The organism is Nocardioides guangzhouensis, assembly GCF_004519545.1.
Taxonomy (GTDB): domain Bacteria; phylum Actinomycetota; class Actinomycetes; order Propionibacteriales; family Nocardioidaceae; genus Nocardioides; species Nocardioides guangzhouensis.
Genome location: NZ_SDKM01000045.1, coordinates 1 through 15,009, shown reverse-complemented (window position 1 = coordinate 15,009; position 15,009 = coordinate 1). Strand labels below are relative to the sequence as shown.

The 15,009-nt window shown below is 71.3% G+C and carries 14 protein-coding genes; 9 read left to right on the top strand and 5 right to left on the bottom strand.

Going from position 1 to position 15,009, the window contains the following annotated elements:
- Nucleotides 1–15: 15 nt before the first annotated feature.
- From EKO23_RS21475 to pknB, 3 genes are read left to right on the top strand one after another with little or no spacing between them, the layout of a single operon-like run.
- Complete coding sequence (locus EKO23_RS21475) at nucleotides 16–1,476, top strand: peptidoglycan D,D-transpeptidase FtsI family protein (RefSeq protein WP_134720528.1); 1,461 nt, start codon at nucleotides 16–18, stop codon at nucleotides 1,474–1,476.
- Nucleotides 1,473–2,933: a protein kinase domain-containing protein gene (locus EKO23_RS21470; RefSeq protein WP_134720527.1), complete on the top strand. Its 1,461-nt coding sequence runs from the start codon at nucleotides 1,473–1,475 to the stop codon at nucleotides 2,931–2,933. Before EKO23_RS21475 ends, EKO23_RS21470 begins: the two co-directional genes overlap by 4 nt.
- The gene (pknB, locus tag EKO23_RS21465) at nucleotides 2,930–4,669 is read left to right on the top strand and encodes a Stk1 family PASTA domain-containing Ser/Thr kinase (RefSeq protein ID WP_134720526.1); all 1,740 of its coding nucleotides are present in this window, start codon (nucleotides 2,930–2,932) and stop codon (nucleotides 4,667–4,669) included. Before EKO23_RS21470 ends, pknB begins: the two co-directional genes overlap by 4 nt.
- Nucleotides 4,670–4,720: 51 nt before the next feature.
- Here the strand turns inward: pknB and EKO23_RS21460 are convergent, their stop codons facing one another.
- Nucleotides 4,721–5,572: a DUF881 domain-containing protein gene (locus tag EKO23_RS21460; protein WP_246051227.1), complete on the bottom strand. Its 852-nt coding sequence runs from the start codon at nucleotides 5,570–5,572 to the stop codon at nucleotides 4,721–4,723.
- Between the two features lie 66 nt (nucleotides 5,573–5,638).
- Between EKO23_RS21460 and EKO23_RS21455 the strand changes: the two genes are divergently transcribed.
- Nucleotides 5,639–6,127 (top strand): cell division protein CrgA, encoded by a 489-nt coding sequence (locus tag EKO23_RS21455; RefSeq protein ID WP_246051226.1) that lies wholly within the window; start codon nucleotides 5,639–5,641, stop codon nucleotides 6,125–6,127.
- A gap of 218 nt (nucleotides 6,128–6,345) precedes the next feature.
- Here the strand turns inward: EKO23_RS21455 and EKO23_RS21450 are convergent, their stop codons facing one another.
- The gene (locus tag EKO23_RS21450) at nucleotides 6,346–7,164 is read right to left on the bottom strand and encodes a rhomboid family intramembrane serine protease (RefSeq protein WP_167880591.1); all 819 of its coding nucleotides are present in this window, start codon (nucleotides 7,162–7,164) and stop codon (nucleotides 6,346–6,348) included.
- Nucleotides 7,165–7,271: 107 nt separating this feature from the next.
- Nucleotides 7,272–7,787, bottom strand: coding sequence for a peptidylprolyl isomerase (locus tag EKO23_RS21445; protein ID WP_134720524.1), 516 nt, complete (start codon nucleotides 7,785–7,787; stop codon nucleotides 7,272–7,274).
- A gap of 140 nt (nucleotides 7,788–7,927) precedes the next feature.
- Here EKO23_RS21445 and EKO23_RS25470 point away from each other — a divergent pair, with 140 nt between their 5' ends.
- Complete coding sequence (locus EKO23_RS25470; RefSeq protein WP_167880590.1) at nucleotides 7,928–8,695, top strand: hypothetical protein; 768 nt, start codon at nucleotides 7,928–7,930, stop codon at nucleotides 8,693–8,695.
- 19 nt (nucleotides 8,696–8,714) lie between these two features.
- On the opposite strand, the gene EKO23_RS21435 is transcribed toward EKO23_RS25470, so the two are convergent.
- Entirely contained in the window at nucleotides 8,715–9,062 is a 348-nt protein-coding gene (locus EKO23_RS21435; protein WP_134720523.1) for a DUF3817 domain-containing protein, read from the bottom strand.
- Complete coding sequence (locus tag EKO23_RS21430; protein WP_167880589.1) at nucleotides 9,059–9,844, bottom strand: SURF1 family protein; 786 nt, start codon at nucleotides 9,842–9,844, stop codon at nucleotides 9,059–9,061. Before EKO23_RS21430 ends, EKO23_RS21435 begins: the two co-directional genes overlap by 4 nt.
- A gap of 90 nt (nucleotides 9,845–9,934) precedes the next feature.
- On the opposite strand from EKO23_RS21430, the gene EKO23_RS21425 reads away from it, so the two are divergent.
- The 4 genes from EKO23_RS21425 to EKO23_RS21410 all read left to right on the top strand — a co-directional run bounded on the left by EKO23_RS21425 (nucleotide 9,935) and on the right by EKO23_RS21410 (nucleotide 14,900).
- Nucleotides 9,935–11,710, top strand: coding sequence for an AMP-binding protein (locus EKO23_RS21425; RefSeq protein WP_134720521.1), 1,776 nt, complete (start codon nucleotides 9,935–9,937; stop codon nucleotides 11,708–11,710).
- Nucleotides 11,707–12,501, top strand: a complete 795-nt coding sequence (locus EKO23_RS21420) for an MBL fold metallo-hydrolase (RefSeq protein ID WP_134720520.1) — start codon at nucleotides 11,707–11,709, stop codon at nucleotides 12,499–12,501. The genes EKO23_RS21425 and EKO23_RS21420 overlap by 4 nt, the downstream gene beginning before the upstream one ends.
- Nucleotides 12,502–12,958: 457 nt before the next feature.
- Nucleotides 12,959–14,119, top strand: a complete 1,161-nt coding sequence (locus EKO23_RS26305; RefSeq protein WP_246051225.1) for a GNAT family N-acetyltransferase — start codon at nucleotides 12,959–12,961, stop codon at nucleotides 14,117–14,119.
- 370 nt (nucleotides 14,120–14,489) lie between these two features.
- Nucleotides 14,490–14,900 (top strand): hypothetical protein, encoded by a 411-nt coding sequence (locus tag EKO23_RS21410; protein WP_217702744.1) that lies wholly within the window; start codon nucleotides 14,490–14,492, stop codon nucleotides 14,898–14,900.
- Nucleotides 14,901–15,009 lie beyond the last annotated feature (109 nt).

Sequence of the window (15,009 nt, the reverse complement as noted above, 5' to 3'; positions counted from 1 at the left end):
CACGCGGGGGCCCCGATGAACAAGCCGATCCGCACCATGGCGGTGTTCTGCATGCTGCTGTTCCTCGGCCTCATGCTGAACGCGACGTACCTCATGTACGTCCAGGCCGACGACCTCAACGACAACGCGCTCAACCGGCGCGTCATCCAGGAGGCGTTCTCCCGGGAGCGCGGGGCGATCCTGGTACGCCGCGAGCCGGTCGCCGAGTCCAAGCCGTCCGACGACGTCTACAAGTGGCAGCGCACCTACCCCAAGCCGTTCAAGTACGCGCACGTCACCGGCTGGTTCTCCTACTTCTCGCAGTCCGGCATCGAGCGCACCGAGAACGACGTGCTCTCCGGCAACGACTCGCGGCTCTTCGTGACCCGGCTGGTCGACATGGTGAACAACGCGCAGCCCAAGGGCGGCAGCGTCGAGCTGACACTCGACCCGGAGGCGCAGGAGGCGGCGTACGACGGGCTGCAGTCGATCGGCCCCGACGTGCAGGGCGCCGTGGTCGCCCTGGAGCCGTCCAGCGGCAAGGTGCTGGCGATGGTGTCACTGCCCAGCTTCGACCCCAACAAGCTGGCCAGCCACGACCTCAAGGAGGTCGCGTCCTACGACCGCAAGCTCAACGAGGACCCCACCGAGCCCAAGCTCAACCGCGCCATCCAGACCACGCTGCCGCCCGGCTCGACGTTCAAGCTGGTGACCGCGGCCGCGGCGCTGGAGAGCGGCAACTACAGCGCGGACTCCGACGTGCCCGGCGGCCCGACGTACAAGCTGCCCCAGTCGACGAAGGTGATCGGCAACGGCGGCCGGGCCTGCGGCACCGACCGGATCCCGATGGTCCAGGCGCTCGAGCAGTCCTGCAACACCTCGTTCCTCGCCCTCGCCGACGAGGTCGGGAACGAGGCGATGGCCGACCAGGCCGAGAAGTTCGGCTTCAACGGCACCTCGCTCGAGGACCTCCCGGCGCAGGCCAGGAGCGTCTACCCGCGCGGCGCCAACCGGCCGAACACCGCGCTCACCGGCATCGGCCAGTACGACGTCCGGGCCTCGCCGCTGCAGATGGCGATGGTGGTCTCGGCGATCGCCAACGACGGCGAGGTCATGCGCCCCTACCTCGTCGACACCGTGCGCTCGCCCGACCTCGACACCCTCGACAAGACCGAGCCGGAGACCCTGTCGGAGGCGATGTCCTCGGCCACCGCCCACGACCTGCGCGACATGCTGGTCTCGGTGGTCGCCAACGGCACCGGCACGCCGGCCCAGATCCCCGGCGTCGACGTCGGCGGCAAGACCGGCACCGCGGAGTCCGGACAGGAGGGCCGCAAGAACTACGCGTGGTTCGTGTCGTTCGCCCCGGCCGACGAGCCGAAGGTCGCGGTCGCGGTGATGATCCAGAACGCCCCCGTCGCCAACGACGACATCGCTGGCGGCCGGCTGGCCGGCCCGATCGCGAAGTCGGTCATGGAGGCGGTGATCGACCAGTGACCACCACCCCGAACGGCCCGGGCGGCCCGGTCGACGGCGGCGCGTTCGCCGACCCCGGCCGGCGCTACCGCCTCGACAGCCGCATCGCCACCGGCGGCATGGGCGAGGTCTGGCGCGGCACCGACACCACCCTGGGCCGTACGGTCGCGGTGAAGCTGCTCAAGCACGAGTTCGCCGACGACGCCGGCTTCCGCACCCGCTTCGAGAGCGAGGCCCGCAACGCCGCGGCCCTGCACCACCCGGGCGTGGCCGCGGTCTTCGACTTCGGCGACGCGCTCGACGAGCACGCGGGGCACCGCCCCTACCTCGTCATGGAGCTCGTCGACGGCCAGCCGCTGAGCGCGCTGCTGCGCGCGGGCGAGCAGATGCCGCCCGAGCAGGCCCGGCGGCTGCTCGGCCAGACCGCCGACGCCGTCGCCGCCGCGCACGCCGCCGGGATCGTGCACCGCGACATCAAGCCGGCCAACCTGCTGGTGACCCGGGACGGCACGGTCAAGATCACCGACTTCGGGATCGCCCGGGCCGCCGAGGGGGTGGCGCTGACCCAGACCGGCCAGGTGATGGGCACCCCGCAGTACCTCTCGCCGGAGCAGGCCGAGGGCCGGGCAGCCACCGCGGCCAGCGACGTCTACTCGCTCGGGGTGGTGCTGTTCGAGTGCCTGGCCGGCCGCCGCCCCTACGTCGCCGAGAGCCCGGTCGCGACCGCACTCGCGCACATCCGCGAGCCGATCCCGCCGCTGCCGCCCGACGTACCCTCGGGCCTCGCCGCGGTCACCCGCCGCGCCCTCGCGAAGGACCCGGCCGAGCGCTACCCCGACGCCGCCGCCTTCGCGGCCGCGCTCCGCGACCCGGCGGCGGTCGGCGCGGTGCCCCCCGTGGCCGCAGCCGCCGCGGCGGCACCCGCGACCGCCGTACTGACCGGGGTGGTCCCGCACGCTGCGGCAGCCGAGCCCACCCAGGCGACGCCCGCGCGCAAGCGCCGCCTGTCGCCGTGGCTGCTCGCCATCCCGCTGCTCCTGTTGCTCGGGATCGTCGTCTGGGCGATCGCCGCCGGCAACGGCGACGACGAGCCGACCGCGACGGACCAGCCGACGACCGCAGAGACCCCGCAGCAGGGGAGCACGCAGCCCAGCGAGCAGCCGAGCGAACAGCCCAGCAAGACCAGCGAGGCGCCGCAGACGGTCACCGTGAACCCCGACGACTACATCGGGCGGAAGGTGAAGGACGTCGAGCGTGAGCTGAAGGACCTTGGCCTGGTCGTCACCACGCAGGAGGTGGAGAACACCGAGGGTGGGGAGAAGGACACGGTGACCTCGGTGGACCCGAACGGCGAGCTGCAGGAGGGTGACTCCGTGACGGTGTCCTACCTCGGCAAGCCGGCGCCGCCGCCCCCACCCACCGACGGCAACACCGGCAACGCCAACAACGGGAACGGCAACGGGAACGGGAACTCATGACGAACCAACCGACGCTGGTCGGAGGCCGCTACGAGCTCGGCGAGCTCCTGGGGCGCGGCGGCATGGCCGAGGTCCGCAAGGGCACCGACACCCGTCTCGGGCGCGTGGTCGCCGTGAAGCGCCTGCGCACCGACCTCGCCAGCGACGCCACGTTCCAGGCCCGCTTCCGGCGTGAGGCCCAGTCCTCCGCGTCCCTCAACCACCCGGCGATCGTCTCGGTCTACGACACCGGCGAGGAGATGTCCGCGGACGGTGTCGCCCAGCCCTACATCGTCATGGAGTACGTCGCCGGGCGCACGTTGCGCGACATCCTCCGCGAGGGCCGCAAGATCCTTCCGGAGCGGGCCCTCGAGATCACCTCCGGCGTGCTGTCCGCGCTGGACTACAGCCACCGCGCCGGCATCATCCACCGCGACATCAAGCCGGCCAACGTGATGCTGACGCCGTCCGGCGACGTGAAGGTGATGGACTTCGGCATCGCCCGCGCGGTCTCGGACGCGTCGTCGACGATGACCCAGACCGCCGCCGTGGTCGGCACCGCGCAGTACCTCTCCCCGGAGCAGGCCCGCGGCGAGACCGTCGACTCGCGCTCCGACGTCTACTCGACCGGTTGCCTGCTCTACGAGCTGCTCACCGGGCGGCCGCCGTTCGTCGGGGACTCGCCCGTGGCGGTGGCCTACCAGCACGTCCGGGAGCCCGCCGTACCCCCGTCGATGCACGACACCGAGCTGCCCGCCGAGCTGGACGCGATCGTGATGAAGAGCCTGGCCAAGCGGGTCGAGGACCGCTACCAGAGCGCCGCCGCGATGCGCACCGACATCGAGCGGTACCTCGCCGGCCGGCCGGTCCAGGCGCCGGCGGTGGCGCCGGTCCCCGAGGACGGCACCACGTTCCTGCCGGCCGACGCCGCGCCGGCCACGACCGCGACCACGCCGACGCACCGCGACGAGGAGGAGGGCAAGCGCCGCACCTGGCTGTGGGTGCTGCTCGGCCTGCTCCTGGTCGGCCTGATCGCGGCCGCGGCGTTCATCGTGCCCGGCCTGCTCGACGACTCCCCGGACACGGTCCAGGTGCCCAACGTCGTCGGCATGAAGCAGGGGCCGGCCACCAAGGAGCTCCGCGACGCCGGCTTCGAGGTGCGGGCCACCGAGCAGCCGAGCGAGGACCAGCCCAAGGGGGAGGTGCTGTCGCAGGACCCCAACGGCGACGAGTACGTCGATCCGGGCTCCACCGTCGAGATCGTGGTGTCGTCCGGCAAGCCCGACGTGATGCTGCGCAGCGTCATCGGCCTCGACAAGGGCGAGGCCGAACGCCTGCTCAGCGACGACGGGTTCGACGTGCAGCTCAAGAAGCGCGAGTCCGACGAGCCCAGGGACCAGGTGATCGACCAGTCGCCGACCGCGAACACGACGGTGCCCAGCGGCAGCACCGTGGTCGTGTTCTGGAGCGACGGGCCCGAGCAGGTGCCGGACGTGGTGGGCAAGACCCAGCAGGAGGCAGAGCAGCTGATCCGCGACGCCGGCTTCGACGTCTTCGTCACCCGCTCGACCGACACCACCGAGCCGCAGGGCACGGTCATCGACCAGAACCCCAAGGGCGGCACCGCGGCCGACCAGGGCGACACGGTCACGATCGTGGTCTCGGACTTCCAGGAGCAGCCGACCGAGACGCCCACCCAGACGCCGACGGAGACACCGACGGTGTTCCCGCCGCCGGGCGAGACGCCCTCACCCTGACCCGCCCACCCGTCCGGAATGGCGGGCCCAACCGTGCGAGACGGCGGGGGTTCAGCTCGCGGGCCGGGCGTACTGCAACGCCTGGATGCCGCCGTACGCCGGGGCGTCGATGCTGGACTCCTGCTCCATCGACCAGCCGACCTGGATGGTCGGGTCGGCGGCGTCCTGGCGGTAGCCGTTGACGTAGGGATCGGAGCCGATCCTGGCCTCGAGCTCGGCCGGGTCGCCGACCGCCTTGATGACGTAGGGCTGCGGGTAGGGGATGCCGTGCAGCTCGACGGAGTTGCCCGCGCACTTGATGCCGGTGGTGGAGATGATCCGCTGGCCCTGGATCGTGACCGCCTGGGCGCCGGCGTCCCACATCGCGTTGACTACGGCCTGGATGTCCTGCTGGTGCACGACCAGCCGGTTGAGGTCGCGGTCGCTCTCCTCCCGCACGTCGCGCGGGGCGTCCGCCAGGGTCACGGTGACGCCGGGACCACTGACCGGCTCGAAGCCGGCCGCGGCCCGCTTGCCGCGGGCCTCGTTGCGGGCCCGCTGCACGGTCTCGTCGTCGACCGCGGCGGAGAGGTCGTCGACCTGCTGCCGGAGCCCGCGCGCCTCGGCCTGCAGGTCCTCGACCTGCCGGCTCTCGTTGCGCACCAGCGACGCCATCGTGGTGACCCGGCCGGGCCGCAGGTCGTTGCCGTCACTGCTGGCGGCGCTGATCAGGAACAGTGCACCCGACAGCCCGAAGACGAGGGGGGTGGCGATCCGCCAGCCGCGGGTCTGGAAGCGGTTCCGGGCATGGCCGGCGGGCCGGTGGTCGGGTTTGGGGGTCGGATCCGGCGTGCCGTCCGCCGCATCGTCCCCAGCGGACGCGTGAGCGCCGTCACGGGTGCGCTCGCGATCCGCCATCGTCATGCGACTACGCTAACCGGGGCGCGCAAGAACCAGGAAAGCGCGACGCAGCAGATCAAGGAGAAGTTGGTGTCCAAGCCCAAGGCCAAGCAGGAGATGATGGAACGCACCCGCGAACCCATCTTCTCCCTGCGGTTCGTGATCGCGTTGCTGCTCATCGCGGCCGGCATCGCGTACGTCGTGCTCTACACCCTCTACGTCCGGGACCTGCGCGACTACGACACCACCTTCCCCAAGCCCAAGGGAGGCGCCCCCGACGCGCTGTTCCCGTGGATGAGCTCCCTGGACTCCTGGAACTGGGTGATCGGCTTCGGCCTGATCTTCGTGGGGCTGGCCCTGACCGCCCACCCCAAGACCCCGCTCGGCCGGGGCAAGGGCGTCATCGTCGGCATGCTCGGCTGCTTCCTGATCGGCCTGATCTGGATCTGCACCTTCTACGTCTTCGCCGACAAGCCCGAGGGCGAGATCTGGCTGCTCGGCGACCTCGGCCAGCTCAACCTCCTGGTCGGGATCGGCTTCATGGCGGTGGGCTTCACCTTCGCCACCCGCTGGGAGTGACCCCCATTCGTTGAGTTGCGCCTCGCTGCGTATTGAGTTGCGCCTCGCCGCGCATTGAGTTGCGCCTCCCCTCGGTACGCCGGGCGGGAGGCGCAACTCGTTGGCGAGGGAGGCGCAACTCAACGGGGGTGGATCACATGGTCACGAGCGGGAATGACAGGGGTGTAGTTCTCCACAGGGCTTATCCACAGTGTGAATAACCCGGCCCGTTGCCCGAGTCACGCCAGGGCCAGCGAGCGGGTGACCACCGCCGCCCCCACCAGCAGCGCGACCGCCGCGATCCCGGCCACCTGGTACGTCGCCCGGTGGGTGCGCGGGGAGTAGACCAACAGCGTCATCACCGCCGCACCGCCGACGAAGCCCCCGAGGTGGCCCTGCCAGGAGAAGCCCCCCACGATGGTGAGCACGACGTTGAGGCCGATCCACATGAGGATCGTCTGCACCTGGCCGCCGACCTTGATCGCGATCACGAGCAGCGCCGCCATCAGGCCGTAGACCGCCCCGGACGCGCCCAGCGTGGAGGTCTGCTCACCGGCCAGCCAGTAGACGCAGGCCGAGCCGGCCAGGCCCGAGATCAGGTAGAGCGCGAGGAACCGCGCCCGTCCGATCGCCATCTCGAGCTGCGGCCCGAGGAACCACAGCGCCAGCATGTTGAACCCGATGTGCCAGACGTCGACGTGCAGGAACGTGCTGGTCAGGAGCTGGTGGTACGCGCCGTCGGAGACCCCGGGGAACCAGTCGCCGCCCAGGGCAGAGCAGGTCGACTCCTCGACGACGCGGGGGTACCAGTTCTTGCCGTCCGGGGTCTGGCACAGCCCGCGTGCGTGCAGCGACAGCCGGGCCACCCACGGGCTGTTCTGCCAGCCGGTCACCACCACCAGGAGCCACACCGCGACGTTGATCGCGATGATGACCATCGACGTCAGCGCCGGGTTCGACGACCGGGACCCGCCGTACGTCGTGCGGCCGGCGCGGGTGTCGCGGGCCCCCTGGCTCACGCACTCGGGGCACTGGAAGCCGACCGAGGCCTGGCGCATGCAGTCCGGGCAGATCGGCCGGTCGCAGCGCTGGCAGCGTACGTAGGTCTCGCGCCCCGTGTGCCGGTAGCACACGGGGACCGCGGACTCGGGTTCGGGCGGAGTGCTCAGGAGCGGACGATCTCGACGGTGGTGATGACGACCGGCTCGACCGGGCGGTCCATGGGGCCGGTCGCGGTGGTGGCGATGGCGTCGACGACGTCGCGCGAGGCCTGGTCGGCGACCTCGCCGAAGATCGTGTGCTTGCCGGTCAGCCAGGTGGTCGGCTGCACGGTCACGAAGAACTGCGAGCCGTTGGTGCCGGGGCCGGCGTTCGCCATCGCCAGGAGGTAGGGCTTGGTGAAGGCGAGCTCCGGGTGGAACTCGTCCTTGAAGGTGTAGCCCGGGCCGCCGGTGCCGGAGCCGAGCGGGCAGCCGCCCTGGATCATGAAGCCGTCGATGACCCGGTGGAAGGTGAGGCCGTCGTAGTAGCGCTCCCCGGAGCGGCCGGCGTCGTCCTTGTAGTCGCGGGTGCCCTCGGCCAGGCCGACGAAGTTCTCGACGGTGGCGGGGGCGTGGTCCGGGAACAGGTTCAGGGTGATGTCGCCCCGGTTGGTCTTGAGGATGGCCTGGAGGTCGCCCATGACTGCCTTTCGTCGAGCTCTGTGGACGTGTGCGTCCCGATCCTCTCAGGCGGCCGGTGCGAATCAAACAGCGGCCGGATGGGCACGAACACGACATGCGTAGTATCGCGTCAAGGACCCCAACCGGAAGGACAGGCCCCATGTCGCTGAGGCGCAAGAAGACTTTCAAGGAGTCCGCCTCGGACTTCGCCGAGAGCATCCTGCCGGCCCTCGAGACCGCGGTGGACACCGCGCGGGACCTGGCCACAGATGCCAGGGAGAAGGCCGGCCCGGTGCTCACCGAGGCACGTGACAAGGCCGCCCCCGTGGTGGCTGCGAGCGCCGCGGCCGCGGCCGAGAAGGCGGCGGAGGGCGCCGTCCTGGTCGCCGAGAAGGCCGCCGAGGGCGCCGAGCTCGTCGCTGAGAAGACCAAGGAGCAGCGCAAGCAGGCGGCCAAGGCCGCCACGGAGGGTCGCAAGCGCGCAGCGAAGAAGGCCGCCAAGGCCCGCGCCGCGGCGAGCGAGCAGGCAGAGCTCCAGAAGGCGCGTGCCGCGGTGAAGATCGCCGCGTTCCAGGCTGCGGCGCCGGGTGAGAAGGTCAGCGCGTTCGCCGACGCCGAGCCCAAGAAGGGCGGCAAGGTGAAGAAGCTGCTGTTCCTCGGCCTGCTCGCCGGCATCGGCGCCGTGGTGTTCAAGAAGCTCCGCGCTGGCAGCGAGGCCGACCACTGGCAGCAGTCCTACACGCCGGCGCCGGCGCCGGCGCCGGCCGCGTCGACGCGCGGGACCGCCGACCCGGCCGAGGACGCCGGTGCCGCCTCCCCGGACGAGGCGTTCTCCGACGCCGCCGGCGAGCCGCACGCCGACACCACCCCGGACGACCCGGCGGAGGTCGTCGAGATCGAGCCCGAGACGGCCGACAAGCAGGGCTGAGCCCCGCGCCGTACGCCCGTCAGGCGGCCAGGGTCTCGGCCATGGCCGCCTCGCGGCGTACCCGCGCGGTCGCCCGGTGCTCGGCCCAGAAGCTGAGCACCGGGATGGTGCCGCACAAAAGTGTCACCAGCGTGTAGGACAGCTCCCACCGCTCGCGGCGGGAGAGCAGGAACGCGGTGACCACGAAGATCATGTAGAGCCAGCCGTGCGCGACGCCGAGGTACGTCGTGATCCACTCGCCGAGCTCCTGGGCGCCCGAGCCGTCGGCGGCGAGGTACTTCAGGGGAACGCCGACCAGGATCAGGACGATGAGCAGGACACCGACGATCGTGGCCATGAGGCGGTAGCGGGTGAGGGCTGACTTCACGGCGTCGAGGATACGTGGGGGTCCCGCAGCACCTCGTCGCGGACCCAGCGCCACCAGATGAACCCGGCGAACAGCCCGAACACCCACCACTCGATCGCGTAGAGCAGGTTGCGGACCGCGGTGAACCGGCCGGCCGGGGGCAGCTGGTCCAGCCCGGCCGGCTGCAGGCCGTCGGTCCCGTCGTTCACGGCCCGGTCCCCGCTCGGCCAGTCGTCCTCGGAAACCCGGTCCGCCACCACCCCGTACGCGCCGTACAGGTCGCGGTCGGCGCGCTGCAGGGCGTCGGCGACACGCACCTGCGGGACCACGTCGTCACTCGGGTCGTCGTCGGAGACGTTGCGGCCCTCGGACGGCTGCAGCCAGGCCACCAGCTCGGCATGCCCGGTGGGGGCGGCCGGCGCCCCGGCCGGGTCGGGTGTCCAGCCGCGGACCACCAGCAGCGCCGGGTCCGCCGGCCCGCCGACCGCCAGCGGTGTCACCGCCCAGTAGCCGTCCCGACCGTTGTTCTCGCGTCCGCTGACGTAGAACGTCGCGTCCGGCAGCCAGATGCCGTCGACGACCACCGGCTGCCCGACCTTGTCGCCGGGGAACGGGTCGTCCGGCCCCATGACGCTGGACAGCGCGACCGGGTCCAGCCGGGTCAGGTCCTCCGCCTCTGCCGTCCGTCGGGTCTGCCAGGCGTCGAGCTGCCAGAACCCGAGCCCGGCCGCGGTGGCGACCAGCACCAACGCCACCAGGTGCGCGCCCCAGTACCGCGGGGCGAGCGGGCGGGGCAGCGGCACGCGGACACTGTACGGAAGGGTCGGGCGCCCGCTACCGTCGCGCAACAGCACGTGTGAGCCGGGTCACCGGCTGCCACCGGAGGAGTCCCGATGCCGTCTGACCCCGGAACCCTGCCCAGCACCGTCACCGCCGCCTTCCAGCTCACCGCCCAGGTCGACCCGGACGCCGTGGCGATCCGGACCCCGGGTGACGCCGTGACCATCACCTGGCGCGAGTACGCCGACCGGGTGCGGAGGGTGGCGGAAGGCCTGCACGCGCTCGGCGTACGCCGTGGGGACACGGTCGGCATCATGCTCACCAACCGCCCCGAGTTCGCGGTCGTCGACGCCGGCGCCATGCACCTCGGCGCGATCGCGTTCTCGATCTACAACACCAGCTCGTCCGAGCAGATCGAGTACCTCTTCGGCAACGCCGAGAACCGCGTGGTGGTCACCGAGCAGGCCTTCCTCGACGTCGTACGCCAGGCCGAGCCGCCGTCGGTCGAGCACACCGTGGTGGTCGACGGCGAGGCGGAGGGCGCGGTCTCCCTGGCCGCGCTCGAGGCGATGACCAGCGAGGGCTTCGACTTCGACGCGGCGTGGCAGGCGGTCGAGCCCGAGGACGTGCTGACCCTGATCTACACCTCCGGCACCACCGGCCCCCCGAAGGGCGTGCAGCTGACGCACCGCAACCTGATCGCGATCTCCGACGCGGCGTGCCAGGTCGTCGACGTCGCCTTCGGCGACCGGATCACCTCGTTCCTGCCCGCCGCGCACATCGCCGACCGGGCCTCGGCGCAGTACTTCCAGGCGATCCGCGGCGTCCAGGTCACCCACGTCGCCGACCCGCGATCGATCGCTGCCGCCCTGCCCGACTGCCGCCCGACCATCTGGTTCGCTGTGCCCCGCGTGTGGGAGAAGATCAAGGCCGGCATCGAGGCGAAGGTGGCGGCCGAGGAGAACGCAACGAAGAAGCGGCTCGCCGTGTGGGCGCTGGCCCAGGGTGCCGCCAAGGCCCGGGCCGACCTGGCCGGTCAGGAGCTCGGCCTGCCGGGCAGGGTGCAGCACGCACTCGCCGATAGGCTGGTGCTGTCGAAGGTGCGCGAGACGCTCGGCCTCGACCAGCTCAAGTGGGCCTGGTCCGGCGCAGCCGCGATCGCCCCGGAGACGCTCGAGTTCTTCGTCGGCCTCGGCGTGGACGTGTGCGAGCTGTGGGGGATGTCCGAGATCTCCGGTGCCGGCACCATCAACCCGCCGGGCCGGGCCAAGGTCGGCACCGTCGGACCACCGCTGCCCGGGGTCGAGGTGCGGCTCGGCGAGGACGGTGAGCTGCTGGTGCGCGGGCCGAGCGTGATGACCGGCTACCGCAAGGAACCGGCCAAGACCGCCGAGGCGATTGACGAGGACGGGTGGCTGCACACCGGAGACATCGCGACGATCGACGACGACGGCTACGTCACGATCGTCGACCGCAAGAAGGAGATCATCATCAACCAGGCCGGCAAGAACATGTCGCCGTCCAACATCGAGAACACCCTCAAGGTGTCCACCCCGCTGGCGTCCGCGATCACGGTGGTCGGGGACGACCGCCCGTACGTCGTCGCGCTGGTCGCCCTGGATCCCGACGCCGCGGCGGCGTACGGCGAGAAGGCCGGGATCGCGCCCGACCCGGCGGTGCTGGCGAAGGACCCGGGTGTGATCGCCGCCGTCCAGGCCGGGATCGACGCCGGCAACGCCAAGCTGTCGCGCGTGGAGCAGGTGAAGAAGTTCGAGATCCTGCCGTCGTACTGGCTGCCGGGCGGCGACGAGCTCACCCCGACGCTCAAGCTGAAGCGCCGCCCGATCGCCGACAAGTACGCCGCGACGATCGACGGTCTCTACGCATGAAGGTCCACCACCTCAACTGCGCCACCCTGCGCCCGGTCGGCGGGTTCGGCGGTCGGCTCCTCCCGCCCGAGGTGGTGGCACACGTGCTGCTGCTCGAGCGGGACGACGGGCTGGTGCTGGTCGACACCGGGTTCGGCACCGCCGATCTCGCGACCCCGAAGCGCCTGGGCCGGCCGTTCGTGGCGGCGATGCGGCCCGCTCTCGACCCCACGGAGACTGCCGTGGCCCAGGTCGAGGCACTGGGCTTCGCGGCCGACGACGTCCGCGACGTGGTGCTCACCCACCTCGACCTCGACCACGCCGGCGGCATCGGCGACTTCCCGCAGGCCCGGGTCCACGTCGACCGTGACGAGCTGGCAGCCGCCACCCACCCGAAGCCTGCCGAGCGGGCGCGGTACGTCCCCGCCCAGTGGGCGCACGGGCCGGACTTCGTCCCACACGCGCCGCTCGGCGACCCGTGGTTCGGTTTCACCGGCGTGCAGGCGCTCGGTGACGACGTACTGCTGGTCCCGCTGCGCGGCCACACGCGCGGCCACTGCGGCGTCGCGGTCCGCGACCACGACGGCGCGTGGCTGCTGCACGCCGGCGACGCCTACTTCTGGCACGGCGAGGTCGACACACCCCCGACGTACGCCCGCGGCCTGACGCTGTTCCAGAAGCTCATGGCCCGCGACGAGAAGGCCCGCCGCCACAACCAGGAGCGGCTCCGCGAGCTCAAGGCCACGCGCGCCGGGGAGATCACCGTCTTCTCCGCCCACGACAAGCTGGAGCTCGACCGCCTGGCCCGATAGTCCCGGACGTTCGAGGGTCAGATGCGGTCGGACACCCCCTCCCTCGCAAGAACCACCGCCGCGGGCATCCACGCCAGGAGCACGATGACGCCGCCGCCTCGCTCGAGGTTCAGATGCCCACCACCGTCAGTGATGGAACCAGGCTCGGCCACCGCGGTCGGGACCAGACCAGTACCGCGGCCAGCGCAAGCATGCTTGCCATGGTGACTGCGGCACCCACGAGGAACGCCGTGCCCGCAGCCGCGACTCCCGCTCCGTCCTCGACCACGTTTGCGAGAGCGGCAGTGAAGGCGCCGCCTGTGGCATCTCCGCAGCCTAGGTCGATGCCCCGGAGACCTACACCCAGCCGATCCAGGGTGCCGATTACCGCACGATCATCCCGAATGTCTGCTTACCATGGCTGCGCCGCAACCGCGGAGGCCCACGAGTGGGGTCGACTCTGCGGGAGGACTTCCAGATGACCGTACGAGCACGCGTCGGAGGAGTCGCCGCAGCGGCACTCCTGATGGGCGCCCTCTTCCCGCAGACCACGGCGCAGGCGGCCGCTGACCCGTGCGTGTCCGGAGCCGAGGTACGCACCCAGGTCCACGCCCTTGTGGCGTCGCTGAAGGACGACGTCAAGCGCAAGTCGTCGCGCGCGCATCTCGCCGCCGCACTGGTCGACGCCCTCCACACCTTCCGTGGCGCCCGCGCGGACACCGCAGCCGAGCGCCGCGGTCTTGGCGAGGAGATCTCCGCCCTGGCTCGACAGCTCAAGGACGCACCTGACCGGGTGGCGCGCAAGGCCAACATCGTGCAGATCCTGGCGTTGACCGAGCAGCGTGAGCGAGGCGCATTCACCGACGCCGAGCGCGCGCAGCTCAACGAGGCCCTCACCGCGCTGAAGAGGCCGTGGTGGCGAAGACCGACGGTGGCGCCGAGGGCCGCGCCGTGGCTGCTGCGTTCAAGGAGATCCGCGCACAGTTCCAGTGCACTCCCGCCTGAGTCCACGTTCACACCGGAGGAGACCGTTCCGAGGCGCAGGCAGCGCCACGCGCGGGTCAGCACTGGGCATGCGTGGCCTTGGCTAGGTTTGTGCACCATGGCAGCACTCGCACCCGTCGCCTGGCCACCGCCCCCGATCCGGACCGAGCGACTCGTGCTCCGCGAGCCCGAGGCCCGCGACCGGCCCGTGTTCATCGAGCTGCTGTCGTCGCCCGATGTGCACACCTACCTCGGCGGCCCGCGACCCCGTGACGAGCTCGAGCGTCGGCTGCCCGAGACGCCCGAGCAGTGGCCGGGGAGCTTCGTTGTCGACCTGGACGGGGCCATGATCGGCCACGTCCTGCTCAGGAGGGCGACCGAGCACAGTCGCCCGGCCGCCGTGGGGAAGGCCGATCTCGGCTACCTGTTCCTGCCCCCATCGTGGGGTTCCGGGTACGCCACCGAGGCGTGCGCGGCGGCTCTCGACTGGCTCGACGGCGCCCTCCCCGGCGAGCCCGTCGTGCTCACCACCCAGTCCGCCAACGTCGGCTCGATGCGCCTGGCAGCGAAGCTGGGGTTCACCGAGGTGGAACGGTTCCACGCCTGGGACGCCGAGCAATGGCTGGGCCTGCGGACACCCCAGACCCAGCACTGAGCACCGGCGGTGGACGTCTGCGTCAACCCGGGCGGAGGCGGTTCGCACTCACCCGTGACGTCGATTTCCCCGACCCCGAGATCTGCGGTCCAAAGGTTGGTGGAGCCTAGGGGACTCGAACCCCTAACCCCCTGCTTGCACATCATCGGCAGCACCCTCGTTGGCCATCGGCCAAGCGTGCGGGTGCCCTTGCTGGTGCCGGGAATGGCAGGGATCGTCGCGTTCGTTGCGGTACTTCCGTGCTGTACACCCGCGTCTGGCCAGGGAGAGACACCGACCCGATAGCCAGCCCAGTTGCTCGGCGGTGGTCGGGGTCAAGGGTGGCCGGAGGTCATCGCGGAGCGACACGAAGTGCCCTTGATGCCGGGCGGTGCCGTGCAGAACGCTGGGCGCGACTCTCGCCGCGGTCTTCGCGCTCTACGCCGTACTGTGGAACGGAGTCGTATTGTCCGCCGGCGAGCTCGCCGAGCCGAGCCCGCTGTTCGAGCTCGTCTGGCAGCTGCATGCAGGAGCATTCGCTCTGGCGCTGCCGGCGCTCGGCACCACCTTCATCGGCGCCGCGCTGGCGGCGCATGCGAGTCGGCTGGCGGCGCCATGGCAGCGTGTGCTCGGCGTGGCCGGGGGAGGCCTGCTGATCGCCGCCGGGGTGGCCAACCTCGCGATCGCTGACGGCTCGCCGATCCTGTTCGTGGGGCTGCTCGGCTACGCCGCCTGGCTCGTGTGGCTGCTGGTGACCGGGGTACGGCTGGTTCTGATGCCCAGGAAGGTCGGCGCTGCCTAGGCACCGTTCCCGCCACGCGGCAGCCCCAATACAAAGATTGCCTCAATCTGGGCGAGCCGAAGTGACACGACCGCTCATCGGCATAGGAAGACGTTCTGCAGGCAGGGTC

Excerpts from the sequence above, each read along its gene's own strand:
- EKO23_RS21475 (WP_134720528.1), top strand. The coding sequence starts at position 16 with ATGAACAAGCCGATCCGCACCATGGCGGTGTTCTGCATGCTGCTGTTC.
- pknB (WP_134720526.1), top strand. The coding sequence starts at position 2,930 with ATGACGAACCAACCGACGCTGGTCGGAGGCCGCTACGAGCTCGGCGAG.
- EKO23_RS21460 (WP_246051227.1), bottom strand. The coding sequence starts at position 5,572 with ATGACGATGGCGGATCGCGAGCGCACCCGTGACGGCGCTCACGCGTCC.
- EKO23_RS21450 (WP_167880591.1), bottom strand. The coding sequence starts at position 7,164 with ATGCGCCAGGCCTCGGTCGGCTTCCAGTGCCCCGAGTGCGTGAGCCAG.
- EKO23_RS21445 (WP_134720524.1), bottom strand. The coding sequence starts at position 7,787 with ATGGGCGACCTCCAGGCCATCCTCAAGACCAACCGGGGCGACATCACC.
- EKO23_RS25470 (WP_167880590.1), top strand. The coding sequence starts at position 7,928 with ATGTCGCTGAGGCGCAAGAAGACTTTCAAGGAGTCCGCCTCGGACTTC.
- EKO23_RS21425 (WP_134720521.1), top strand. The coding sequence starts at position 9,935 with ATGCCGTCTGACCCCGGAACCCTGCCCAGCACCGTCACCGCCGCCTTC.
- EKO23_RS21420 (WP_134720520.1), top strand. The coding sequence starts at position 11,707 with ATGAAGGTCCACCACCTCAACTGCGCCACCCTGCGCCCGGTCGGCGGG.
- EKO23_RS26305 (WP_246051225.1), top strand. The coding sequence starts at position 12,959 with ATGACCGTACGAGCACGCGTCGGAGGAGTCGCCGCAGCGGCACTCCTG.